This window comes from Spirobacillus cienkowskii, from assembly GCF_037081835.1.
GTDB lineage: Bacteria > Bdellovibrionota_B > Oligoflexia > Silvanigrellales > Silvanigrellaceae > Silvanigrella > Silvanigrella cienkowskii.
In genome coordinates this window covers 772,263-796,454 of record NZ_CP146516.1, presented here as the reverse complement: position 1 = coordinate 796,454, position 24,192 = coordinate 772,263, and the positions used below count along the sequence as shown (strand labels likewise).

At 32.2% G+C, this 24,192-nt stretch carries 21 protein-coding genes and 1 pseudogene; 10 read left to right on the top strand and 12 right to left on the bottom strand.

All coding sequences use genetic code 11. The annotated features are described in order from the left end of the window. Positions 1-4 precede the first annotated feature (4 nt). Positions 5-2,092 carry an Hsp70 family protein gene (locus Spiro2_RS03555; RefSeq protein ID WP_338637099.1) on the bottom strand — a complete coding sequence of 696 codons (2,088 nt, stop codon included), beginning with the start codon at positions 2,090-2,092 and terminating at the stop codon, positions 5-7. A gap of 140 nt (positions 2,093-2,232) precedes the next feature. Between Spiro2_RS03555 and Spiro2_RS03550 the strand changes: the two genes are divergently transcribed. Next, complete coding sequence (locus Spiro2_RS03550; protein WP_338637097.1) at positions 2,233-3,120, top strand: phosphatidate cytidylyltransferase; 888 nt, start codon at positions 2,233-2,235, stop codon at positions 3,118-3,120. Between the two features lie 124 nt (positions 3,121-3,244). Beyond that, positions 3,245-4,609: a hypothetical protein gene (locus Spiro2_RS03545; protein WP_338637096.1), complete on the top strand. Its 1,365-nt coding sequence runs from the start codon at positions 3,245-3,247 to the stop codon at positions 4,607-4,609. A 3-nt stretch (positions 4,610-4,612) separates the two neighbouring features. Here Spiro2_RS03545 and Spiro2_RS03540 read toward each other — a convergent pair whose 3' ends face one another. Next, positions 4,613-5,485 carry a CheR family methyltransferase gene (locus Spiro2_RS03540; RefSeq protein WP_338637094.1) on the bottom strand — a complete coding sequence of 291 codons (873 nt, stop codon included), beginning with the start codon at positions 5,483-5,485 and terminating at the stop codon, positions 4,613-4,615. A gap of 157 nt (positions 5,486-5,642) precedes the next feature. On the opposite strand from Spiro2_RS03540, the gene Spiro2_RS03535 reads away from it, so the two are divergent. Beyond that, positions 5,643-6,368 (top strand): response regulator, encoded by a 726-nt coding sequence (locus Spiro2_RS03535; RefSeq protein ID WP_338637093.1) that lies wholly within the window; start codon positions 5,643-5,645, stop codon positions 6,366-6,368. A 6-nt stretch (positions 6,369-6,374) separates the two neighbouring features. Here Spiro2_RS03535 and Spiro2_RS03530 read toward each other — a convergent pair whose 3' ends face one another. The 3 genes from Spiro2_RS03530 to Spiro2_RS03520 form a co-directional block, all read right to left on the bottom strand. Continuing rightward, positions 6,375-6,887: a cytochrome c gene (locus Spiro2_RS03530; RefSeq protein ID WP_338637092.1), complete on the bottom strand. Its 513-nt coding sequence runs from the start codon at positions 6,885-6,887 to the stop codon at positions 6,375-6,377. A 49-nt stretch (positions 6,888-6,936) separates the two neighbouring features. Next, positions 6,937-8,058 carry a DsbA family protein gene (locus Spiro2_RS03525; RefSeq protein WP_338637091.1) on the bottom strand — a complete coding sequence of 374 codons (1,122 nt, stop codon included), beginning with the start codon at positions 8,056-8,058 and terminating at the stop codon, positions 6,937-6,939. A gap of 74 nt (positions 8,059-8,132) precedes the next feature. Next, a complete protein-coding gene (locus Spiro2_RS03520) occupies positions 8,133-8,660 on the bottom strand; it encodes a DUF2058 family protein (RefSeq protein ID WP_338637090.1) in 528 nt (175 codons plus the stop codon). 398 nt (positions 8,661-9,058) lie between these two features. On the opposite strand from Spiro2_RS03520, the gene Spiro2_RS03515 reads away from it, so the two are divergent. After that, the gene (locus tag Spiro2_RS03515) at positions 9,059-9,844 is read left to right on the top strand and encodes a tRNA/rRNA methyltransferase (protein WP_338637088.1); all 786 of its coding nucleotides are present in this window, start codon (positions 9,059-9,061) and stop codon (positions 9,842-9,844) included. Here Spiro2_RS03515 and Spiro2_RS03510 read toward each other — a convergent pair. From Spiro2_RS03510 to Spiro2_RS03490, 5 genes are all read right to left on the bottom strand, one after another. Further along, positions 9,841-10,281 (bottom strand): hypothetical protein, encoded by a 441-nt coding sequence (locus Spiro2_RS03510; protein ID WP_338637087.1) that lies wholly within the window; start codon positions 10,279-10,281, stop codon positions 9,841-9,843. The two genes, Spiro2_RS03515 and Spiro2_RS03510, sit on opposite strands and share 4 nt — an antisense overlap. Before the next feature lie 177 nt (positions 10,282-10,458). After that, positions 10,459-12,132 (bottom strand): UDP-N-acetylmuramate dehydrogenase, encoded by a 1,674-nt coding sequence (murB, locus tag Spiro2_RS03505; protein ID WP_338637086.1) that lies wholly within the window; start codon positions 12,130-12,132, stop codon positions 10,459-10,461. A 1-nt stretch (position 12,133) separates the two neighbouring features. After that, complete coding sequence (locus tag Spiro2_RS03500) at positions 12,134-12,454, bottom strand: hypothetical protein (protein WP_338637084.1); 321 nt, start codon at positions 12,452-12,454, stop codon at positions 12,134-12,136. Next, entirely contained in the window at positions 12,451-13,800 is a 1,350-nt protein-coding gene (gene hflX / locus Spiro2_RS03495) for a GTPase HflX (protein ID WP_338637083.1), read from the bottom strand. Before hflX ends, Spiro2_RS03500 begins: the two co-directional genes overlap by 4 nt. Continuing rightward, positions 13,797-14,483, bottom strand: coding sequence for an alpha/beta hydrolase (locus Spiro2_RS03490; protein WP_338637082.1), 687 nt, complete (start codon positions 14,481-14,483; stop codon positions 13,797-13,799). Before Spiro2_RS03490 ends, hflX begins: the two co-directional genes overlap by 4 nt. A 92-nt stretch (positions 14,484-14,575) precedes the next feature. Between Spiro2_RS03490 and Spiro2_RS03485 the strand changes: the two genes are divergently transcribed. The 4 genes from Spiro2_RS03485 to Spiro2_RS03470 are packed head-to-tail and all read left to right on the top strand — an operon-like array spanning position 14,576 to position 17,452. Beyond that, complete coding sequence (locus Spiro2_RS03485) at positions 14,576-15,919, top strand: 1-acyl-sn-glycerol-3-phosphate acyltransferase (protein WP_338637080.1); 1,344 nt, start codon at positions 14,576-14,578, stop codon at positions 15,917-15,919. A gap of 50 nt (positions 15,920-15,969) precedes the next feature. Continuing rightward, complete coding sequence (locus Spiro2_RS03480; protein WP_338637079.1) at positions 15,970-16,431, top strand: hypothetical protein; 462 nt, start codon at positions 15,970-15,972, stop codon at positions 16,429-16,431. Beyond that, positions 16,421-17,131: a hypothetical protein gene (locus tag Spiro2_RS03475; protein WP_338637077.1), complete on the top strand. Its 711-nt coding sequence runs from the start codon at positions 16,421-16,423 to the stop codon at positions 17,129-17,131. The genes Spiro2_RS03480 and Spiro2_RS03475 overlap by 11 nt, the downstream gene beginning before the upstream one ends. 12 nt (positions 17,132-17,143) lie before the next feature. Beyond that, positions 17,144-17,452, top strand: coding sequence for a Trp family transcriptional regulator (locus Spiro2_RS03470; protein WP_338637076.1), 309 nt, complete (start codon positions 17,144-17,146; stop codon positions 17,450-17,452). Here Spiro2_RS03470 and Spiro2_RS03465 read toward each other — a convergent pair. Further along, on the bottom strand, positions 17,449-18,018 hold the full coding sequence (locus tag Spiro2_RS03465; RefSeq protein WP_338637075.1) for a hypothetical protein: 570 nt from the start codon (positions 18,016-18,018) through the stop codon (positions 17,449-17,451). The two genes, Spiro2_RS03470 and Spiro2_RS03465, sit on opposite strands and share 4 nt — an antisense overlap. 324 nt (positions 18,019-18,342) lie before the next feature. After that, a complete protein-coding gene (nadE, locus tag Spiro2_RS03460) occupies positions 18,343-20,244 on the bottom strand; it encodes an NAD(+) synthase (RefSeq protein WP_338637074.1) in 1,902 nt (633 codons plus the stop codon). A 341-nt stretch (positions 20,245-20,585) separates the two neighbouring features. On the opposite strand from nadE, the pseudogene panC reads away from it, so the two are divergent. Further along, positions 20,586-21,508 (top strand): annotated as a pseudogene (panC, locus tag Spiro2_RS03450) (pantoate--beta-alanine ligase). Positions 21,509-21,527: 19 nt separating this feature from the next. After that, entirely contained in the window at positions 21,528-24,191 is a 2,664-nt protein-coding gene (locus Spiro2_RS03445; RefSeq protein ID WP_338637072.1) for a 1-acyl-sn-glycerol-3-phosphate acyltransferase, read from the top strand. The last annotated feature ends 1 nt before the right edge of the window (position 24,192 follow it).

The following is a 24,192-nucleotide window of genomic DNA, read 5'->3' as shown; positions in this document are numbered from 1 at the left end:
TTCGCTACTTTCCTTCTAACAAAGTAAGCAAATCACCTTCAATCTGATCAATTTCAGAATCATTCTCTAAACCTTTTTGAGATTCTAGTAATAAATCAGAATAATTTTTTAAAGTCTCAGTAATTTTTAAATATTCTAAAGAATTAGAGTCTAACTTTGCTAAAATACGTTTTGTTCTTAAAACTAATGAATTAATAATTTCAGCAGATTTTTCGTTATCAGATTCAATATTTTTTTCTGAACGAGATGCTTTGCCACCAAAAGGAAAAGCTAAAATATTTTTATCGTTTTCAGTAAGATTTAATTTTTTGCTCGGTGCATTGGTATCAATCTCATTTAATTCTTTTAGTAGATTTTCTTGATTGTCTCCAAACATACTCAAGTCTTCTTTAGAAATTGATGTCCAACCTGTGACTTTACCAGTTCTACTATCAAATTGCGCTTTGGCTTCGTTTTTTGTACCTAGCTGTTTGGCAAAAACCTGAACCATTCCATTAACATCATATGTCAATTGTATTTCACAACGAGTTCCTTTAGGACAAGGCTGTTCTAATTCAAATAAAAACGCACCAATTAGCCTATTTTCGCCCACAGTACTTCCATCACCTTGCACAACAACCACATGAACAGCATGTTGGTTATTATAAATTGTATTAAAAAACTCAGATCTTCTAGCAGGCAAGGCACTATTTCTAAACAAAATAGGAGCAACAGAAAGTAGTTTTTGCAGTTCTATATTAAATTCTTCAATGCGCATACCAAGTTTGCGGTGCAACTCTGATTCAGAAACAGGATAAGGAATCCCAAATTTCTTAGCAACGATTTTAAAATTTTCGTTTATAGATTCTGAATTTTCGACCACACCAATACCTAAGGTATGGCTGCATACGTCAACAAGAATTGTATCCGGTTGAATTCCTAAAATAATTGCAGCTTGTAATGAAGCGCCCCAACTGACCGCAAGATCAGGCTCAAGTCGCGCATCAACTATACAACTAAAATACTCAGAAAGCATTTGTCGCACTAAACTTAAACGTGTACTTCCTCCAACCAACAAAATTCTTGAAATGTGTTTTGGACTTCTTTTTGCTGCGTGCAATGCACTTTCTGTCAAATATAAAGTTTTTTCTAAAATAGAGACCACAAGTTCTTCGAAATGTTCTCGTGTCAATTCAGAACTTAATGTTGATCCTTTTCCATCAAGATCATGATGCTCAACTTGCACAACACCATCTACTTGCAAGCTTTTTTTAGCATTTTCAGCACACACCAGCAGATTTCTAAATAACTCAGAATCTTTAGAAGCTCTGCGCGCAACAAGCTGTGGATGCACTTTTGTTAATAAAAAACTTGCCACAGCATCATCAACGTCATCACCTCCAAGATGCACATCACCATCACTACTTAATACATTAAAAACATAGCCTTCTCTGTCTACAATACTCACATCAAAAGTGCCACCACCCAGATCAAAAACCGCAAGAGTTTCTTTTTGAATTGTTTTATCTTCTGGCATCATACTATACGCTAATGCAGCTGCAGTTGGTTCATTTACAATCCGTAGTACATGAATACCCACTTTTTCGGCTGCAGCAATTGTTGCAAGACGGGCTGCATCATCAAAATGCGCTGGCACTGTAATAACCGCCCAAATTCCTCCATATTTTTCTTTTTCTTGTTGTAAAATAGGATGTAAAACTAAATAATTTAAAACAAGCGAAGCAATTTCTTCAGATGAATATGTTTTTTTATTTGAGTAAAAGAAGCTGTTACTTTTTCCCATGCTTCTTTTGGTACTTCTAATAACTTCAGCAGGTTCTAAATCTAAATTTCTTTTTGCTTGTATTCCAACAACATCTTTATTGTTTTTAGCATCAAAATAGACCATAGATGGAACTAACGCAGCTCCTTCATATTCTAAAGTAACAGGCTGTGTTGCTCCATATGAAAATACCGAAACAACAGAGTTTGTTGTACCAAGATCAATTCCAATAGCAGAAACTTCTTTAGGAATAGAACGAATTTCTCCAGAACTATATTTTAAATTTAAAGCCGCTTCTTTTGATTTTTTTTTAAATTGTAGAACATTCATAATTTAGACTCCAACATATGCGAATTCTCTACCGCACAAATGTCTATTTGATAGACTTTGATTACTATGGCATATTACAGAATGCAAACCGGTCATACCGGATAAAATATCTTAAATTTTTGAAAGTTGGTTTTTTATATATGCTTAAAACTCGATTGGCGACGGCGTTCGTTTTTACTTCAATTATTATTTACATTCTTAGTTTTTCCCCAGAAAAATTGTTTACCCCACTTTTTGTAACAATCGTAAGCATTGCTATTTTACTTTCTGGTACAGAGTTTGCTGCACTTCGCTGGAATATTATGGATGGATCTACAGCTTTTGAACAACCTCGTCCCAAACTTAAGCTAAAGCACTTTGCCGTAGGTTTTTCTTATGCCTTTATAATTATAACATATTACTTTTCAAAAATAATTTTTTCGCATAGTCTCGAAAAAGTTTTAATCCTTCCCATTGCCTGGACTTTCTTATGTTTTTTTATTTTTGCTGTTTTGATTTACCGGCGCGCCGCCGACCTTCATACTGCTTCTAATAAACTTTTAAATATAATTGCAGGCTTTATCTACCTAGCACTCCCTGCTACATGTTTAATTGAACTGAGTTTGCTACAAATAGAAAGTCCTTATCGCAATGCTCAAATTTATTTTTGTTTAGCAACAATTTTAATGGGAGATACAGGAGCATATTTTATTGGCTCGCGCTTTGGCAAAAGAAAATTAGTCCCAAAAATCTCTCCCAAGAAAAGTTGTGAAGGCGCTATTGGCGGACTTCTGTTTAGCGCACTGACCGCAATCGCCTTAACCTATCTATTTAAACTTTCGTTTCCAATATGGTATGCTGTTTTAATTGGAGTTTTTTTGGGTATTGCGGGACAAATTGGCGATCTCATTGAAAGTGCTTTTAAAAGAGCAGGGGGCTATAAGGATAGCAGCAACTTACTTCCTGGTCATGGCGGTTTTTTAGATCGTATAGACTCTTTAATTTTGGGCATACCAATTGCTTACGCATTTTTTTCGTTTTGTTTTTAATTTTTCCCCCTTCTGCCAGAATTATGACATGCGCTTTTTAGAATAATTTCACTTGCCGATAAAAATCTGTATTTCCATTGTTGAATTTCTTTAAGCTTTTTTAACCAGATGGAATAATCATTTTATGAGCACCGGTACTGAAAATAGGCGAGACACGCGTAGAGTTGTGTTTCCAGGCGAAGGAATTAAAGTAAAAGTAAAAGACATTGAAGAAAAACGTTCTTTTCATGGCGAAATTACAGATCTATCTCCTTGGGGAGTTAATATTTTAATTATTAACCAACAGCTTGCTACTTATCCCAAAAAAGCAGATAGTATAAAAATTTTTTATATCACAAAGGATAATCAAACAAGTTTTGTCTATGGAAGGGTTGTGTATATTCTTGAAAAAGTCATTGATGAAGTCAATTATCTTCGTTACGGAGTAGAATTTATTAGTGGTAACGAAAATTCGTCTCAAACACCTCCAGAGAAAAAAAAGATATACGAAATTCCTGATATTTTTGGTTCACACTGCTGGTGCGAAGATCCATTTTTTTTCCAAGAAAAAATATTATTTAAAATAAAAAATTTTCATGCGAATGGAATGACCTTGATTACTTCTGCAAGAAATAAGACATTATTTCCAAATTTAAAAACCCAAATTAAAATAACAATTCCTACAAGCGAAGAATTTTTAATTGATGTTAAAATTTTAAAAATTGAGATTTCTAGTAAATCAAATGAAAACACAAGATACCATGTTGAGGTTCAATTTGAAAGTGTTAATACTCGATTTCTTCAAATCATGGTTGAATATATTTTATTTTGTGGAGTTGAAGTCACTCCAAAAGAACTGAGAGATGATAATTTTCCTGTAGAAATCATTGAAAATAGTTTATCTTATTTTTACGCAATAGAAGCAAACGAAATCGAAAAAGTTTTATTACTACGTCAAAATAGTCTTTTTCAAAAAACTCCAAATTCTTCTGACAATAATAATTCACTAAATTCATACAAAGATGAATTTGATACTTTTGCTAGACAACTTGTTTGTAAAGTAGGTAAACGACCTGTTGCTTGTATTAGAATTATTTTTAATAATAAGAATAAGAAAAAATGTGAACTTAATAATTATATTGATACTATTCCTGAATCAATCTGGAGTAAAAATTTTGTAGAAATTTCAAAGTTTTCTTGGGAAAAAGATTTTCGCGAAAGTGATATATTTATTAACATGATTAGACAAATTGTTAGAATTGTAATTCAGTCTAACCATACTCATATTTTAACAAGCGTTCCCGAAAGTTTAAAATCTTTATTTACAAAAGTTGGTTTTCAACCACTGCAACTTTCTTGGAATGAAAATATCAGAGATGAAAAAAAATTAGAAACTATTTTAATGTTAGATGTTAAAGGAATTATTTCTGGAGAAATCATTATTGATAAATTTATTTGGAATAAAGTTTACTATAAAATTTTTAAACATCTTGGTTTAATAAAAAACTAATATTTAAACAATTAACTGAAAAATTGCTGGATGAACTGATTTAAGTTTATCTTTATTTCCAATCATTGATTCTGTATGACCTATAAATAAATATCCTTCTTTATGTAAACATTGCGATAATTTTAAAACAGTGGATTCTACAATAGGCTGTGGAAAATAAATAAGCACATTTCTACAAAAAATTATATCAAATTTATATGGAAAACTATAAAAATCGCTCATCAAATTTAGCTTTGAAAATTCGACCATTTTTTTAAATTTTTCTTTAATCTGAATTGTTTCAGTTGTTGTATTTTGATTTTTTTCAAAGTACTTAGACACTAATTCTTGCGGAATGTTTTCTGTTAGTTCTAATTTATAGATTCCCTCTTTGGCTTTGTCTAAAACTTGAGTATTGAGATCTGTAGCATTAATTTTTACTGTAAACTTAGGATTAAAAGCTAAACTCTCTAAAATTGTCATTAAAATAGTATAAGGTTCTTCTCCGGTACTTGATGCAGCACACCAAACCCTAATTTCATTTCTTTTTTCTTTTATCAAATAATCAATTATTTTTTGAAAATTTTTTCTTAAATAAATAAAATGCTCATTTTCTCTAAAAAAATTAGTAGTATTTGTAGTTAAAACTTCTAAAAATTCATTTAAAATTAAACTATTTCCAGAATCTAATTTTTGAATAAATTCTGTATATGAATTGCAAAAATGTTTTTTTAACACTTTATGCAATCTATTTGACATTAACGAAATACTCTTTTCACTTGGATCCATGTAAATTCCAGTTTTTTCAAAAAGAATTTTTGATAAACGCTCATATCCTTCTTTATCAGACATAAGTTGTTCATGAGTTACTGTTATTTTTGGTTCATTGTTTGACACAACTCAATAACCTCTAAAAAATTGAATTAAAACATATTAGCTTATCGGAGTTTCATTTAAAAAATATTTATTCCTGTCGGAATTCTAACACAATACAATTTAAATTTAGTTTATAATAAAATCAAAAGTTTATTTTTTATTTATTTGAGGCAATATTATGATTTTTCTTAAAAACAAACAAGTCCTTATTGTTGACGATGAAGTAGATTTAAGAGAAATGCTTGCCCTCGAATTAAAAAATTATCAAACAACAGTATTTGAAGCAAAAAATGGGCAAGAAGCACTTAATTTCATTAAAAAGGAAAATATTGATCTGGTAATTTCTGATATTCGCATGCCAGGAGGCAATGGCATCGAATTTTTAAAAAAGACAAAAGCTATCAATATAAAATCACCTCAATTTGTGTTTATTACTGCTTATTCTGATATTACAATTGAAGAACTTTTTGCGTTAGGTGCTGAAGGCATTGTAGAAAAACCTTTTGATATTCCAGAACTATTTGGTTTACTAAATTGGTTAGCCATGCCATTGCCAGAACGTTATGCATTAATGCCCAAAACAAAACCCACAATTAATTTTAAATTTAATCAAAATGAAAATTCAAAAAATAGGTTTGCCGTTGGCAGAGGCGGAGCATTGATTCCTACTGAAAATACTGTTTATGAAGTCGGCAGTTTAATTGGTTTTGAAATCATTTTTTCAAGTTATATTAAAATTTCAGGCATTGGCGAGATCAACTGGAATAATTGTATGAACTCTTCAAACAATTATTATGCAGGTATGAGTTTTAAATATTTTGATGACTCTACAAGAAAAGATGCAATTGAGCTTTTGACAAAGCTCAATTGCATCGAAATTATCCCTAAAGTGAGCGATACTTAAAATGGTCTATTTTTTTTCTGCTAATGAATGGACGTATTCAGCAATATCACGTCTGTCACTTTCATTAGGAACCTGAGCTTTAAAACTTGCCATTCCGGTACCAGGAACACCTTCTGTAATAACTTTAAGAATATATTCAACAGACTGAAGATTATCTTTATTATTCTTAAATTTGCCTTCAACAAGATTTGTTGCCTTTAAAGCTTGTGCAGTAGGAGTATCTGCTTTGCCAGTCGCTCCATGACACAAAATGCATGTCGCAGTCTCATACAATTTTTTGCCATTCTCTAGTTGAGCGGCACTTGGCAAACCTGTTGCAGCCGTTTCCTTCTTTGCCTCTTTATTTTCTGACTCAGAAGGCTTGTCTGCTGAATTTGCAGCTGGTGCAGAAGTTTGTTGAGCGGTCTCACCCGCATCTTGCGATTTTTTTGGCAACAAATCATACCGATAAAGCACAATAAATACAACAACTAATGACACAATAATAGACACAATAAGCACACGAGCAGGAGCTTTCACACAACAATCCTCCAAAATAAAGCCACTAACCAAAAATCACGAACTCAATCTATTTTAATGCAGTTTTAAGAGTTGCCTCCAACTGACTTGGACTAACCTGTATCAATCGGCCATTTAAATAAAAAGTTGGAGTCCCTTTAAACCCTGTTGCAGAATTGAACTGATTTTGAACTTTTTTAATATGCTCAATTGCTTCTGCTGAATTCAAGCACGTTGCAAACTTTGCTTCATCTAATTTTGCCATCTTTGCCGTTTCAATTGCAACATCATGGAACGCTTTGCTGGGATCCTGACCACTGGCTTCCATTTTTGAATATGGAACTTGAAATGCTAACGAGTTATAATCCCAAAACTGCTTTTCTCCCTGTTGCGAAGCACAAAATGCCCCTCTTGTTAATGCCCCACTCAAACCATTGACAGATAGTGGATAAGAAACACTGACAAACTTAACTTTAGAAGAAAACTCTTGATAAATATTTTCGAGAACTGTTTCTGCCTCACGACAGTGCGCACACATATAATCAGCAACTTCAACCAATACGGTGTCTGCGTTTTTATTACCTCTTGCTGGATAATCTTGAACATCTAACTTTACTGGTGGTGATTGAGGAGGATTTAGCAAAACCTTAATACGCCCTCCAGCTTCAAAATCATGAATTTTTTTCATAACAAGATCTGCGGTTTTTTGTTGCGCCATTTGCATCTTAAGTTGTGTCTTTATAGCGTCGAATGATTGCCCACCTAAAACGGCGCTACCCATACGCGCAACAACCTCATCGTAGTATCTTTTCGCCTCTTCATCGGTGATTGACAATGAGGGGAGTAGCTCATCAAGTCTCGGTAACGCTTCTTGAGACACAGGCTTGCCGGCATCGTTAGCAAGAGCAATACGAGCTGCAGTTTGAGACATAAAATTCTTTTCGGCATTGTATATATTACTGCGGAGAGTATAATAATCCATCATAGAATCCCCCGGAAGTGAGTCTGTGCTCCAGGTTTTTCCATCAACTGTAATAACAGGCTTCACCGTATTTCCAACAACGTCAAGTGCTTTTTTATTGTTCTTTGCAATCATGACTCCAGCAGTGCCTATGATTCCTAATAAAAGACCTCCAACAAAAAAACCTAAAATCTTTTTTAATCCCGGAGTGGAACTGTTATCGAATTGCATAATTTGTCTGCTCCATTTATTTAAAAGTGAATTATATCCTAAATAATTGATAATAAACACATAACACAAAAAACTTACAATCCATCAACTTCTTCTAAGTCATCAAGCTCAGAATGCAGCATCAATAGTCTTTGCGGTGCAATATCCTGAATAATTTTCGCCACACTTAAAGGAATAATATAATACTCATCAATATCATCTTGAGGTCTCCCAATACCAAGCTTACCCCTTGCAAGCATTTCTCGTTGCCATGGAGTAACAAGTACTTTACGAATTTTTTTATTTTCTTCAAAAAAGTAATTCTCTTCAGCATTTTTGTCATTCAAACAATTGCTATTTAAAATTTGTCTTGCTCGATAAAACTGTTCTCGCTGTTGCACAAGAAGATCTCGCTGTTTGTTGAGTTCTTTATCAAGCTCTTTACGTGTATTTTTTTCGTTTTCAATTTTTTCGAGCTCAGCCTGTTTTGCAGCATCAAGGGAATTAGCAAGTTCCTTATTTTTTTTGGAATCATGATTTTGTTTGCGCCCAGTCGCTTCTGCTTTTTGCGCTTGCTTCTTAGAAACAAGACCCACTTTCATAAGTTGATCCCTCAAACTCATAACTCTCTCCTCCTCAATTCAATCCTTCTCCTGAGATGCTTTAATTGTCAATTGATCTTTATTGGGCCAATTTTCTATTATTTAAAGCAAAAATGAGGGCACCATAAATTTTAAATAAGTTATCCACATTGAAAGTGGATAACTTGACCAGCAACAAACGACTTATGCCGTTAAAATCTAGACTTCAATAGTATGCCATTTTTTATGGCATTAAAAATTTTTAAGCATAATTAATTATTATTTATCATTTTTTTTAAAAACCCTAAAAATACATATCATAATCAATTAGGTAAAAAATCTGCTTTACCAAGAAGCAAGGAAAATACTTTGCATTTAAGCGTAAAAGCAAATATACAGAGGTCGTCTTACATAATACGGATTTCATCTAGGAGAGTAAGTTGAAAAAAGAAGAAAAGCATGGGGCAAATAGAAAGATTCCAAAACCTCGCAAAAAAATTGAAATGAAAATTTGTGGGGTTCATGCTTGCAAAGCAGTCTTTTTAAAAAGGCCGCAAGACATTATACGCGTGTACGTTACAGAAGAAAATATTAAAGATTTTAATAAGATACTTAAATTTTGTGCCGAAAAAAAATTAGCCTACAGAGTTCTAAATTCCCAAGAAATGGAAAAAGTATCAGAATCAAATCATCACGAAGGTGTTTGTTTTTTAATTAAAAAACAACCCGTAGCCAATGTTGCAGATTATTTATCACAAACACAACAAAACAAAGCCGATTGTGTTGTTGCACTAGAAAATGTACAAAATCCTCATAATTTAGGTGCAATTATCCGAGTGTGTGCAAGTTTTGGTGCACAAGCCATACTTGTATCTCATACTGATCCTGCATTATCAGGAGCTGCTTTTCGAATTGCAGAGGGTGGAGCAGAATTTATTAAACTTATTGCAACTGAAAACTTAGAAAAATCTGTTTTAGATTTTAAGGCAAAAGGATATACGGCCATTACAACATCAAGTCATAATGGCAAGTCATTATTTGAAGAAAAAATGCCGGCAAAAACTCTTGTTATCTTTGGATCAGAAAGTCAAGGTATTAGTCCCGCATTATTTAAAACTGGAGATAAAACCCTAAAAATACCGAGCACAGGACATGTTGAAAGTTTAAACATAGCATGCGCAACAAGCGTTATCCTTGCAGAGTACTGGAGAAATCACAAACGTTAAAATAACCCTACATCACAATCTTTACTTCTTACCGCCTTTTCGCTAATATTTTTTATACTATAATTAGTATTGTTAAATAAATAAAGCTCTATGTTTTTTAAGTTAGTTAATATGATTTTTGAAACATTTTCATTTTTAATTTCATTTGGAATAATTTGAGTTTTTATATTATTTTCAGTTATATATATTCTAGGCTGTTTTTTATCGTAAGTTATTTCAAAAGAAATATTTAAATTATCAGAATTTTCAAAACTATTACAACCCAAAACTATCCCTGTATTTTCACTAAACATGTTGTCGATTTTACTGTAATGTCCAATATCATTTTTATCAAAATCCCAAGCTGTCTCAGTGATATATCTTTTTTCTTGAGCCATCAAATTCAATGAAAAAAAAGAATTTGAAACAAAAAATAAACTGATTACTTTTAAATACATGTTACCTCCTAGTATAAAAATAATTATGTAAAAATTAATTTTTTTTATAAAACTTAAAATTTTTGTGAATAAACAAGAAAAAAATGGTAAAAAATAAATATAACAAAATATTAATTACGCAATTAAAAAGAAATGTCAAATATATTTTATAAAAAATTACGTTAATTATTTAACAAATTAAAATAACTTTAATTTCCAGAATTTTTTTGGCTGATGAAAATCAATCTTCTGATTAATTTTATTTTTTGCAAAATATTTCCAGTAAGGTGACAAATAATATCTATTGTTACCCAAACTCAAAGCACACTGGATGTAAATAAATTTACTTTCTTCATCTATAATAGTTTTAATTTGATTGTAATTAAAACTCATACCAAAAACAAACCTTACTTCATTATTATTATAAAAACTTGTGCATAAATTATTAATTTTTACATTTTTCCAAAGATCAATTGATAAAGTTTTATTGCGTCCAGTCCGTTTTCGAATACCATCAAACTCTATGGCTACCCATTCACCATATGGAGTCATTTCAAATTCTAAATAATTATTTTCTGGGTTTTTATAATTTGCTAAAAATATTTCACTGACACTAAAATTCCACAGTTCATCAGTAAAAATATTATCATTTATTTTAGATTCATAATTTTTTCTAAGAAAAAAAATCTTCTCTGGAGTTTCGGTTGAATAAGTTATCCAACGCAAAAAAGGATTTAAAGGATTCTTTTTTGCGTTTTCCAAAGAATCAATTTGCAAAAATTGCACACCAACAGTTGCACAGCCCATAAATGGAGTTTGTAAGTACTCTAAAAAAAGTCCTTCATATAACAAACAAGGAAAATTTGGGGTCAATTTTTGATTTTGTGGATGATACAATAAACCAACCCATTTGTTACTTTGATTAAAACTATAATGAGGTCCTAGTTGCTTCATTCCACATTTTTCAAATAATTCACAAGAAAATATCCCTACTGGCTGAACTTCTAACTCTAAATCAACAGATAAATGACTTTTGGCACTTTCACGCATTTCGGCAGCAAGCGTTAACATATCAACCGTTGAAGCGTCTCCTGTATTCCAAACAAAGTTTGCATGAAATTGACTCACCTCTGCATGACCAACACGTCTACCTTTTAAGCCTAAAGAATCAAATAATTGTCCACTCGGTTTTCCTGCAGTGTAATTATTTTTAAAAGTAGAACCGCAACTCGGTAAATAAAAATGTTTCTTTTTATGTCTATCTGCCTCAAATAAACTCATTTCATCAAACAAAACTGCTGGAGAAATAAGATTTGGCAAAAATAATCTTGCACCAATTACAATTTCTGGAGATTGCATTAATCTTGTACTTTTATAACCTTGAAAAACTTCTTGAGCAGTATAAGTTTTTAACTGTCCATCCATATTTAATGTGATAACAGATTGAACTATTTGTGACATTTCGCCACCATAACAACGGGCATTCATTCGAATTGATGCGCCTAATTGTCCTGGCATTCGATACATCCAAGTCGCTCCACCGCGATTTGCAGCTAAGCAAATTTCAGCAATTTCTGTATTTGTGACTCCCGCCTCGACAAACAACACAGAGTCTGTTTCCCAAAACCAACCAATCATTTTTGCAAGAGAAATAACAACACCTTTAAATACACCATCTGCATATACCGAATTGCTCCCAGCTCCTAAAACGGCGCATGGTTTTTTATTGGTAACACACCAAAAAAGGAGTTCTTGCAGTTCACTAATATTTTTGGGGGTTGCAAAATATTCTGCTATACCGCCCATTTTATAGTAAGTAACATCTTTTAATGACTGGTTTGTAGTTAAAAAACAAGGAAAATTTTTAGACATTTTATTTTCCTAAAGCTTCTCTGACTTCTTGTTCATTGCAATACCTTGGACCACCAACGTAACAAACAATTGAGTTAATTTCTGTTACAATTTCAGACTCATTATAATTGTGTTCAATAAATGCCTCACAAATTTCAGCAAATAATATTTCTGTTTGCTTTTCCATTTGCTCAGAACTTTGTTCTTCTATTCTTTTATAAAGATCAGCAACAGTAATATTTTCTGGAGGCAAATGCCCTAATTTCATTTCTAAAGCTTTCAGTTCTAAAATTTTCTCTTTAATACTTTCTGGAATAGTTTTAACGTTTTTTGCATCAATCATTCTTGATCATCCTCGATCTTATCTGGTAAAAAATAACGTTGGTATACGCTTTTTGACATACGAACTTTAAAAATTCCTTCATCTTGAGTCCAGTTTGCTTCTAAAACCCGCGTATGTGAATAAATATAAGATAACAATTTTGAATCTTCATAACTAACATGAAAAATTTTTTCCACCATATTCTGCGCAAGAAATTGAACAATAGAATCTCGAAAACGTTTAATATCTTCTTTTTTTTGACTAGAAATGCAGATACTTTTTGGATAACTTCGTGCTAAAATTCTTGGTAATCGAGGCTCTCCTACAATACAATCAATTTTATTAAAAACAACAATTCTAGGCACTTCTGAAGCACCAACTTGTGCTAATACATCTTCTGTGACTTTTATGTGTTCTTTATAATGTTTGTTTGAGATATCAACAATGTTTAATAATAAATCAGCCTTACAGGCTTCTTCGAGAGTACTTCTAAAACTAGCCACTAAAGAGTGCGGTAAATTACGAATAAATCCTACAGTATCTGTAATTAATATATTCATATTATTTGTGCCACGAATACGTCTTATACTCGCATCGAGTGTTTCAAACAAAGAATCTTTTGCAGAAAGTTGACTTTTTGTAAGTTGATTCATAAGCGTTGTTTTACCAGCATTTGTATATCCAACAAGCACAACATTCCATTCATCAGATCTGTTTTTTCGCTGAACTTCTCTTTCTTTTTGAACTTTTTCTAATTCTTTTTTTAAAGAATTGATTTTATCTTTAATTCTTCTTCTATCTATTTCAATTTGCGTTTCACCCGAACCTTTAAGCCTGCCTCCAACACCGCCACCTCCTCGCTGTCTTTCCCATGTAATCCAAGCATTTGATAAACGCGGAGCAATATATTCGAGATGCGCGATCTCGACTTGTGTTTTTGATTCTTTTGAACGGGCATTTTTTTTAAAAATTTGCAAAATGATACTTGTCCTATCTAAGATAGGTTTCTCAATTAAATTTTCTAAATTTCGAACTTGTGTTGGCGAGAGCTCTTGATCAAAAACAACATAATCTACTTTTAACGTTGCGCATGATTTTTTTAATTCTTCGGCTTTGCCATACCCAATATAAGTCGCGGGCACAGGCTTTGACTTTTTTTGCACTGTAACACCCAAACAATCATCACCCAAGGTACGAACTAATGCGCCAAGTTCTTGAAGGCTCTCTTGAATATCTTCTGGATTATCCTCTGGGAGTTCAAGACTCACTAAATAAGAGTTCATTCCGCCTTGATCGCGACTTTCAAATTGCAATCGCGATTTTTCAAGCTCTAATGTTTTTTCAATATCCATATTTGACTTGTTCAACGATACTCCTCAACAAATTTGGTTATGTCTCGAATCTCTTCCTGGCACAATGTATGCCCCATCTGGTAAATTTTGCTTTTCAAATTTTTTACTCCAATATCTCTTAATGTATCAAGAGTTTCGTAATACATTGCAGGAAAAATAACTTGATCCTGATTTCCATGTGCTAACAAAATTGGGGTATCAATCGAGCTGCCTGCATATGCTTTTTTGATCAAGTGAGACTGAATTAAAAATCCGCTAAGTGACAGAATACCACAAAATTTTTCTTTATATTTTAAAGCACACAACAATGCCATTGCTGCGCCTTGAGAAAATCCTAAAATAAAAACACGATTGGATGCAATTTGGCACTGCTCGCAGACATTATAAATTGTTTGCATGATTAATTCTTCAGATCGTCTGCGTTCTTCGGTAGGGTCGCTAAACAATGGAAACCACTGCGCACCATCTTGCCCCATAGGATAAAAACGAGGTCCTTGTAAAAATATCCAAAGGCAATCATCATTTATGATTTCATTAGAAAGCGAAGAAAAATTTGCCGCATTATCTCCAAACCCATGCAAACCAATAATTACATTTTTAATTTGTTGTCCTTTCCAATTTGCGACAGTTTTTAAAGGACTTTTAAAATTTTTTATTGTGTTTGTGCTAAGCCACTTGACGTTTTGCTGTAATGACATTCTTTCTCCATTATATGAATTTGACATTTTCTAATGCCCACTCAGGCAATATACTTAATTTTAGAACTCAGCAAAATAACAGAGGCCAAAGCATGGTTCGGATACTTGCGTTTATCCTATGCCGAATATTTTTTAAAAGAATAAGCATTTCTGGAACCCCATATAAAGGGGGTAGTGCTATATGGGCTTCAAATCATTCCAGCGGCATTGTCGATCCAGCTGTGATGTTGGGTTTAGCCCCAGTAGAAATTCGTCCCCTAGGGAAACACACTCTCTGGGATATTCCAGTGATGAGACAGTTCTTACAATGGACTCGAGCAATTCCAGTAACACGCTTGCAAGACATTAAAAAAGACATTCAGGCACAAAAAGAAATGCTCGAACAAGGAAACTTTGATCCAGACTGGCGTGCAAAGGCAAATAACGAAGCATTTCAAACAGTCAGCGATGCTTTACTTGCTGGCGATTGCATCCTTATTTTTCCAGAAGGCGTGAGTCATGATGATCCCTATATTTATCAACTTAAAACAGGTTTAGCACGAATGGCTTTACAAGCGATGAGTAAAGCAAAAGATGGTCACTTTTCGGTGGTCGTACAACCAACGGTGATTGATTATTCTGAAAAAGACGAATTTCGCAGTGAGCTTTATCTGCATTTTTGCGAACCCGTTAAAATTTCATCCGTTGATTATTCTGTTAAGGACATTATGGATGGAGTGAGAGATTCTTTGGAGGCTGGTTTTGCAAGTTTTTTTAGCTGGGATGAAAAAAGAAACTGGCGCTTTTTATTTGAAATGGCGTATGGAAGGCAACCTTATTCCTCACGAGAATTTAGAGATTACGTTGAAAAACATCGTCCCGATTTTGATTCGGATCCCATCCTGATGGCAAGAATTCAAACCATGCGCCGTATGATGCAAGCTGTAAACGTTTCGCCAGTCCAATTGGTTTGGGGCGATACCAACTATAAAAAAAGAAATTTCTTTTGGATTATGTTTAAACATGGTTGGTTTTATCTTTTTATTACTTTGCCAGTTGAGTTTCTAGGAACCATTGTGTGGGGATTTCCTGCTAAAATATGTGAGAGGCTTGCTAAAAAAAGCACATCAGACAGGGATGTGCGCGCCACAATGAAAATTGCACACGGAATGTGGTTTTTCCCACTTTGGGCATTTATCATGTCGTCGTTATTTACTTTTTATCTTGGTAACTATTTACCAAATGTTCATAAAGTCGTACTATGGTTTGCATTCTTAATTCTAACGCCAACGTTTCTTGCGTTGAGCCTTATCGTTCAAGAGAGTGTTAATTTTTTTCCTGGATTTTTAAGACTTGCCAAACTTCGTTTTTTCTTTCCACGGGGTTGGTATGAGCTCATGAAAGAGTGGCGCGAGATCTCTGATGGAGTTATCCAAAAAATTAAAATCCAAGATTAAAATTTTGAAAACAAAAACCAACATATTTATACTTAAGGGTGCATTTCAATATGTCTAGAGTGATCAAAAAGTCTGTTGATGACTTTGAAATATATTTAAAAGACAATTTTCCAGAGCATGCCCGGCGTATTCTTAAATCGCGTTCTAATGCAAGTTTTGTGCGATTTTTTTACCCGTTTGTTTCTTTTTTATTACCTTTTATGTTTTTTTCTAGTAGCGCTATCGTCATTTTATTTTTAAAAAACTACCTTGTAGAAAATGCTAAAAATGGCAGATTTTCAGAAATTATTAATGAACATACGATTCCAAGTTTTTTAGCTGTATTGTGCTCAATTGGTTTTGGTTTAGCCTTTTTATGTTTTGTGATAGGTTTTATTGCTGGTATTTTTAAAGCAAGAGATCTGATATTTGAATCAGAGCAACTTGAAACAGGAATAAGACACATTTGGCTGATTGAACAAAAGGCAAATCCAAAATTTTCAGAAAATAATTTTTTAAAAGTTGAGGCATAAAATTAAAAAATTTATTATTTTTCTTAATGGAACTTATGCTAGCTCCCATATTCGTGTTTTATCTCACAATACCTACTCAACAACTATAGATAAAATTAAAAATGAAACTTTATATGCCGCAGACGGCGGGCTAAACTACGTCATTAAACACAATTTAAATTCCCAAAAAATTATCTACATTGGGGATAACGATAGCTTATCAAGAAAGTCTAAAAAATTTCTTGACAAAAAAAATTTAAATATCAACAATTACAATTCTAAGACCGAATATAATGAGCTCACAGCACTTAACAAAGACAAGTGTTTTAGCGATTTTGCTGCAATACTAGATTTGATTTTAAAAGATAATTTAAAGAATCAAGTTTTTATTGAAATATTTTATGGCTTAGGAGGAAGAAAAGATCATGAAATGGCTAATCTACTCGAAGCTGAAAAATTTTTATTAGATCTCCCACAAGGAGGACTTTGCTATTTTCATGGAGGTGTAATTTTATCTACAATAGACTGTATGATCTACTCAGAAAAAAATTTAAGTTTTTCTGTTTTTTCGAAATATAAAAAATGTGAAATTGAAATAAGCGGTGCAAAATACGAAGGTCATATTTTACTAGAAAGACCTTCACATGGTCTTAGTAATCAAAGTACAGCAAATGAGGTTTTATTTAAGCCTCTTGGTTCGTTAATAACTATTTATTTTTAAAGGAACAGATTTATGTTATCTCCTCGGATAAAAACATCTACTCGAGAAATTACTGTATTTTTAAAAGAACTAAGCAAAAAAAATTTAAGCCATGAAGAATATGAAGAGATTTTAAAAGTTTTTTTAACTCCCGCAGAATTAGACGCAATAGCGCAACGTCTTCAAATTGTAAATCTAATTATTAAAGGAGTGACACAAAGAGAAATTTCCGAAAAATTAGGAGTAGGAGTTGCTACCGTAACAAGAGGTAGCAGAATGCTGCAAGAAAATGAACATATTTTACAACTTGTATTTCCTAGAAATGAACAACTACCAATTTAAGATTTTTTAATTCTTTGCACAAGAACATTCATGTCTTCAGGCATCTCTCCCTCAAGATTATAATGAATATTTAAAATCAAATCTAAAATTACGTTTAGCCATTTTTCGTTTTTAGATATATCTATTATTAATAAAAGTAGTACAAAATTTTTAACCAGGGTTTCGATATATTTTTCATCGTTATCTAATATATCTTTAATTCTATCCTGAATCAGTAATTTTCGTACCACCGGTCCTACATCAATAAATACTTTTTTAATAATATACTGCCAATCTTCATCATTTAAATCTAAAATATTTTGATCTAATTCGATTTCTTCTATCTCAGCTATAAATTGAATAATACTTTTATTATTTAAAGAAGCAAATTTTTTTAAAATAGAAATACTATTAGAAATTGGCGAAAATTTTTTAAGCCGAATTTTATTGTAATAGCTTTTGTCCATTTTCAAAAGTTCTGCAACTTCTTTGTTTTGAAAGCCGGTAGCTAAGTGAAATTTTTCAAGGTACTGTGATAAGTTCCTAATATGTCTATCTTCGTCTTTGTTTTGTTTCACTTCGTCCATAAAGTTTTTACTCCTTAACGATTTGAAGAATCCTTTCTCCAAAAGTAATTTTGTTACTACATGATTTTAAATGAATCTACTTTTTTCATGTAAAATAAAAAGTAAAATTTATTTCATTATTTTATAAGCCAATAAATTTATTACTTTAATAGATATAAAGATTAAAAAAAAATTTTAAAATTTTATTATATTTAAAGTAGAATTTATTTCCATCTATTACACAAAACATAGATAATATCTCCATATATACCATCAAGAAATACTTAAAAAACAAGGACTAAAATCAATTTAAATAAAAATAAGAAAATTAAAAATTACGTTCATTTAAATATTATTTTCAGGATTTAAAAGTGATTTTTTCAAGTTTATATAGGTTTCTGTGAAAGTCGCACCACAAATATTCTCACGATGATCGTATCCAAATGCTCGTTTAGTAATTGAAACAATTGGAGGACTCTGCACCCTCTTAAAAGCGGCCAAACCTTGATAATTTTGCCACCATCTTTCTAAGTCAGAAATAAATAAGTCTACCGTTGGAAATAACTCCTTACTTAAGCCAGCCTTACACCCAATTAAAGAATCTAATGTGTTATCTAAATAAGCTCTTAAACAGTCTTCAGGAGTTTTTCTATCCCAATGCTCTACCCAAGAACGAAATAAAAAATCGTGGTATAAATACTGAATAGGATCACCTTTATTTTCCATAACATTCTGATTATTACTAAGCTCTGCACTTGGTATCACATTTAAAGTATCATTTGGTATAATTTGTTTATGATATATATTTTCATTGTAGTGTTTTGCAAGTTCATACACATAAAACTTCCACAAATCACCTAAAGGACACAAAAATCCGGCTAAATCACCATAAAGAGTAGAATAACCAACTGTTAATTCTGTTTTATTTGCATTGCATGAAAACACTGCTCCTAACGAAGCAGTAAGAGCTGCTAATAACCGAGATCCGCGATCACGTGATTGTATATTTTCAAATACTAATTCTGTTAATTTAGGAACTAATTGACTTCTTTCAAAATTTAATTCACGAATTTGAGAATCCGTATACAAAATTGACTTTTCAATATCTAATGATGCATATGGACACTTCAAGTTTTCTGCAAGTTTTTTTGCAGCAGATATAGTTAAAATAGAATTGAATTTCGATGGCATATTTACTAAATAAACATTTTCAGAGCCTAATACTCTTGAAAACAAAACTGCACTTAAAGCCGAATCAATTCCTCCACTCACTCCAATCACAACATGATTTATTTTCCACTCTAATAGACATTCCCTTAAAATATATTCTAGAGCAATTCTTATTTCTTCAATTTGTACAATATCATCAGTTATTTTATAATTTTCAGGTAAAAAAACTTTTTTACTAAAATCAAATTCTCCAAAAATTAACGACTCCCTAAAAAAATCACCCAACTTAATTAATGATCCATGCACACTATAAAAAGCGGAGGAGCCATCAAAACCATATATATTTTTACCATTATTTTGAATACCAACACAGTTTACATAAAAAATAGGAATATTTATATTTTTAGCTATAGAATTAAATACATCTTCTCTTTTTTTTCGTTTATTTAAGGTATAAGGAGAGGCACTTAAATTTACAAAAAAATCATGTTCATCACATTGTGCAAAACTGCTGAGCGGAGAAAAGGAATAATCATGACTCCATGCATCTTCACAAATTGAAACTCCAATACGAACTTTGCGATTTTTAAATTTAAAAACTGCCGCTTGATAAAGATCGCATGGAGAGCATTGCTTTTCAAATGCCAATTTTCGCAAATCATAAAAATGTCTAGAATCATCAAATTCTCTATAATTTGGTTGTAAAGTTTTAATCCAAAAAGGATACTCTGTCTTTTTATTAATCAGAAATTGACCATTTACCGCAAAATATACAGCATTGTATTTGCGCACTCTGCCATCTTCATTTTTTTTATGCCAATCAATTCCTACCGAACCAAAAATAATCACAATATTTAAAGATAGTTTACAAAGCTTCTCATGAAAATATTCACATTCTTTTAAAAAAGCAGTCTGCTCCCACTTATCTCCATTAAAGTACCCAGGTAAACACATTTCAGGAAAAATAATACAGTCAATTTGATTTTTAACTGCAATCTCAACTTGTTTTTGCATTAATTCAAAATTAACTTTACTATTTGAAGATATAACTTTAATTTGCGCTACGGCAATTTTCATACAAACCCCTAAAATGCTTTTCAAAAAAACACTCCACTGTTATCACATCTCACTCTACTTGAATTTTGTAAAAAATTAGTCATAATTTAAAAAGAAATGAATGAATGTAAAACACGACACACCTTCAAGTATAAAGGACCTCGTTCTCTTAAAGCGTTCAAACCTAACTATGAGATTTATTCAAGAAAAATTTTATTTTTTTATTGTCCATGATTTGATCAGACTTAAATTGTCTTACTTCCCCATCCCCATAAGCTTTAAAAGCCTGCTCATGACAATTCTAAAGTGGAAGAGTATGTAATAGACAATGTGCTCATTGCACATGCTCTGGAGGATATTCAATGTCAATTGTCGTATTAACCCGTCGCCAAGAACTTCGTACTTTTTTACAAGAAAAAAAATCTCACTTAGGACAACTGTCTTTAGGTTTTGTTCCAACAATGGGTGCACTACATGAAGGACATGGCAAACTCATTTCCCTGTCTGCATCTGAAAATGAATTTACAATTGTTTCAATTTTTGTAAATCCAAAACAGTTTGCGCCAACGAAGATTTTGCAAAATACCCGCGTACCTTTCAAAAGGACCTAGAAACTGCGGAGCGATATGGAGCCACTGCAGTTTTCGCTCCCACCATAGAAGAAATGTATCCAGAACATTTTTTAGCCGAAGTGTCTGTCCCTCAAATCTCAGAAATACTGTGTGGAGCTTATAGACCTGGACATTTTAAAGGCGTGTGCACCGTCGTTCTTTTATTCATGAATATCATTCAAGCTAACAACATGTATTTAGGGCAAAAAGACTTTCAACAAGTTCAAATTATTAAAAAAATGGCATCAGATCTGGCGCATCCCACCAAAATTATCATGGCACCCACAATTCGAGAAACCGACGGCCTTGCTTTCTCAAGTCGAAATCGCTACTTAAAACCAGAAGCAAGGCAAAAAGCAACAGCAATTCCCAAAGCACTCGCACAGATAGCCAAATTGTATCTTTCTGGCGAAAGACAAGTCTCAAAACTCAATGAAGTGGCTAAACAAGAATTAAACAAAGAAAATTTGAGCCCTCAATATTTTGAATTTAGAAATGCCCACAATCTTCTTCAAAAATGCGACGATCAGTTATTTGACGACACAGTTGTTGCGATTGCTCAACATATCAATTTTGAAGGACTGACAACACGTCTCATTGACAATATCATTTTAGCAGATAATTCTGCGGCAACTCAAAATCTTTCTGATTTGGTAAATAAGGCCTTAAGTTAGTTATGCGGAGATAATCAATATGTATAAAATAATGGGAATCCATTTTACTCGCTGGGCTTGGTTATATACCTCACTGTCTTTTTTTATGCGAACAAAAATTTATCCTAAATCAGTCACTAAAGAAACATTTTTAAATCAAATTGAAGGAAAAGCAGTTATCTATGTTTTTCCTCGCATGTCAATCATGGATACGATTGTTTTAAATAAGGTTCTTAAAAGTTATGGTCTCAAGAAAATTAAAACCGAAGCAAAATCAAAAAGATTTCGTCATGCAGCATTACTCGCTTTAAAATCGGGTCGCTTTCATTTTTCTGAAATACACAAAGAACGTTTTTTGCATGACTTCATTAAGCTTTTACGTCATGATCCACGAATCAAATCTGAAAAAATTATATTTATGCCAGTTAGCGTTTTTTGGAGCAGAGCACCAGAACGCAATGAAAAAGGATTTTTTCTCCGTTCATTATTTCCAGACGACGGAACAGGAAACGCGCTGCAAAAACTTTTTATGCTCATTTTACACCGTGGAGAGGTTAATGTTTCTTTTGGAAAAACAATGACAGCTGCACATATTGAAGGACAAATTCAAAACAAACTTCTTGAGTCAACAAATAACCAAACAATTGAAGATCTCGAAATAGAACATGCTCGGCGTATTCGTCGTCAATTTAATATTGAATTTGCTAAAGAAAGAACAGCTGCTTTTGGACCCACTCTCTATGATAATGATAAAATTTGCCAATGGGTTTTATCGTCACCAAGTTCAAAAAAATTTATTTCTTCAAGCGACAATCCTATAAAAACAGAAGAGCATATTGTCCGTTACATTCACGAAATTGGCGCAAATTATAATTATCTAACGATTCGAGCACTTGAAAAATTTTTTGACTTTATTTGGACAAAAATTTTTGAAGGAGTCAGAGTCAGAAATTTTGAAGGCGTAGAAAGAAGTGCAAAAGATGGTCAAGTTATTTGGATGCCATGCCATCGCAGCCATTTTGATTATCTTCTTTTAAATTATGTGCTGTTTAAAAAAGGCTTTGTTGTGCCCCATATTGCTGCAGGTATCAATCTTAATTTTTGGCCAATTGGGCCTATTCTTAGAAGAGGTGGTGCCTTTTTTATTCGCCGTAGCTTTTCAGGCAATAAAGCTTACGCTCACACATTTGCAGAGTATGTCAATTATTTATTACAAAACAGCTTTCCAGTAGAGTTTTTTCAAGAAGGAGGGCGGAGCCGCATTGGTAAATTATTATCTCCCAAAACTGGAATGTTAAATATTTGTATTCAAAGTATCATTAAAAGAAAATCAGAAAATACATATATTATTCCTGTGTATTTTGGGTACGATAAGGTTATGGAAGACGATACCTATGCAAAAGAATTAAAAGGAGCAAAAAAGCAAAAAGAAAATGCTTTTCAATTTTTAAATGGGATTAGAAAAATATTTACTAATTATGGTAGCGTTGATGTATCTTTTGGAGAACCTATTCAAGTTGGTAAAATTTGGAGCGAATATATTAATAAAGTTAAACTTGAAATTCCTAAAGGAGTGTCTATTGAAAACGCTTTTTTACCGCAGTTATTTAATGAAATACCAGATAATATTGATTATCGTGAACCACAAATTCAAGACTTTGTAAAGCACATTGCTAATAGAGTCAATCAAAAAATTAACTCTGCAGCAACAGCTTCTGCAACATCTATACTTGCAACATGCTTACTGACTCAGCCAGTTCATGCTACTATTAATAGCGAGGAGCTTCAATGCAAGGCATTATTAATTAATCATCTTATTAATTCTTTTGCAAAAGAAACAAATTGGAAAGTATCAACAACCCATCATGCAGATAATATTTTAGAGTTTTTAAATATATATTTTAATGAGTCTGAAAATAAAGATAGCAATAATCTTCAAATAAAAAATAAGTTAACAGAAATAAATTCTTTGATTGAGCAAACTTTTAAAATGGGTGAAAGATGGCAATTAATGGAAAAGATAACTAATGAAAATTCTGAGATTAATTATAAAATCAAAACAGAAAAAGTGATGAATTTATGGTGGTATCGAGGAACTATTTTTCATTTATTATCTCCTTTTGGCATTATAGCTCATTTTCTATTAAACACTAAAAATGAAGATAAAAATTATTTAAATGTTGAGTACATATTAGATAATATTAGAAAAATTTGGTATGATGAGTTATTTTGGGACACTGATACATCAAGTGAGTTGCTAGCAAATTCTTGTATTAATATTTTAAATCAAATTAATATAATTCAAATAGATTCTAATAATAGTAAAAAAATTATTCTTAGCAAAAATGATAAAGCACTCAAAGCACTTGAGTTTTTATCAAAATTAATTGAACCAGAAATTGAACTTTATGGAATTCAAGTGGCAACAGCAATGACGCTGATTAAAAACAAAGGTTACTTTACAAGAGAGGAGCTTTTGCAAAAATCTATCACCTCACATACAGTTGCCTATTCTCAAGCATTAGCACACCAACCACCAATATTTTCAAAAGTATTTGCAACAAGAGCATTTGATGCATTTTATAAAAATGGGATCTATACTCCAAAAGAAAATCAAAAATTTTCGGTGAATCCTATTTTTCTATCACGTATATCTAGTTTTTTAAATTTATCAATATGGTCTGAGTGTACTTATAAATACTAAA

Coding starts and splice junctions, on each gene's coding strand:
- Spiro2_RS03555 (WP_338637099.1), bottom strand. CDS start 2,092: ATGAATGTTCTACAATTTAAAAAAAAATCAAAAGAAGCGGCTTTAAAT.
- Spiro2_RS03550 (WP_338637097.1), top strand. CDS start 2,233: ATGCTTAAAACTCGATTGGCGACGGCGTTCGTTTTTACTTCAATTATT.
- Spiro2_RS03545 (WP_338637096.1), top strand. CDS start 3,245: ATGAGCACCGGTACTGAAAATAGGCGAGACACGCGTAGAGTTGTGTTT.
- Spiro2_RS03535 (WP_338637093.1), top strand. CDS start 5,643: ATGATTTTTCTTAAAAACAAACAAGTCCTTATTGTTGACGATGAAGTA.
- Spiro2_RS03525 (WP_338637091.1), bottom strand. CDS start 8,058: ATGCAATTCGATAACAGTTCCACTCCGGGATTAAAAAAGATTTTAGGT.
- Spiro2_RS03520 (WP_338637090.1), bottom strand. CDS start 8,660: ATGAGTTTGAGGGATCAACTTATGAAAGTGGGTCTTGTTTCTAAGAAG.
- Spiro2_RS03510 (WP_338637087.1), bottom strand. CDS start 10,281: ATGTATTTAAAAGTAATCAGTTTATTTTTTGTTTCAAATTCTTTTTTT.
- murB (WP_338637086.1), bottom strand. CDS start 12,132: ATGTCTAAAAATTTTCCTTGTTTTTTAACTACAAACCAGTCATTAAAA.
- Spiro2_RS03500 (WP_338637084.1), bottom strand. CDS start 12,454: ATGATTGATGCAAAAAACGTTAAAACTATTCCAGAAAGTATTAAAGAG.
- Spiro2_RS03490 (WP_338637082.1), bottom strand. CDS start 14,483: ATGTCATTACAGCAAAACGTCAAGTGGCTTAGCACAAACACAATAAAA.
- Spiro2_RS03485 (WP_338637080.1), top strand. CDS start 14,576: ATGGTTCGGATACTTGCGTTTATCCTATGCCGAATATTTTTTAAAAGA.
- Spiro2_RS03480 (WP_338637079.1), top strand. CDS start 15,970: ATGTCTAGAGTGATCAAAAAGTCTGTTGATGACTTTGAAATATATTTA.
- Spiro2_RS03470 (WP_338637076.1), top strand. CDS start 17,144: ATGTTATCTCCTCGGATAAAAACATCTACTCGAGAAATTACTGTATTT.
- Spiro2_RS03465 (WP_338637075.1), bottom strand. CDS start 18,018: ATGGACGAAGTGAAACAAAACAAAGACGAAGATAGACATATTAGGAAC.
- nadE (WP_338637074.1), bottom strand. CDS start 20,244: ATGAAAATTGCCGTAGCGCAAATTAAAGTTATATCTTCAAATAGTAAA.
- Spiro2_RS03445 (WP_338637072.1), top strand. CDS start 21,528: ATGTATAAAATAATGGGAATCCATTTTACTCGCTGGGCTTGGTTATAT.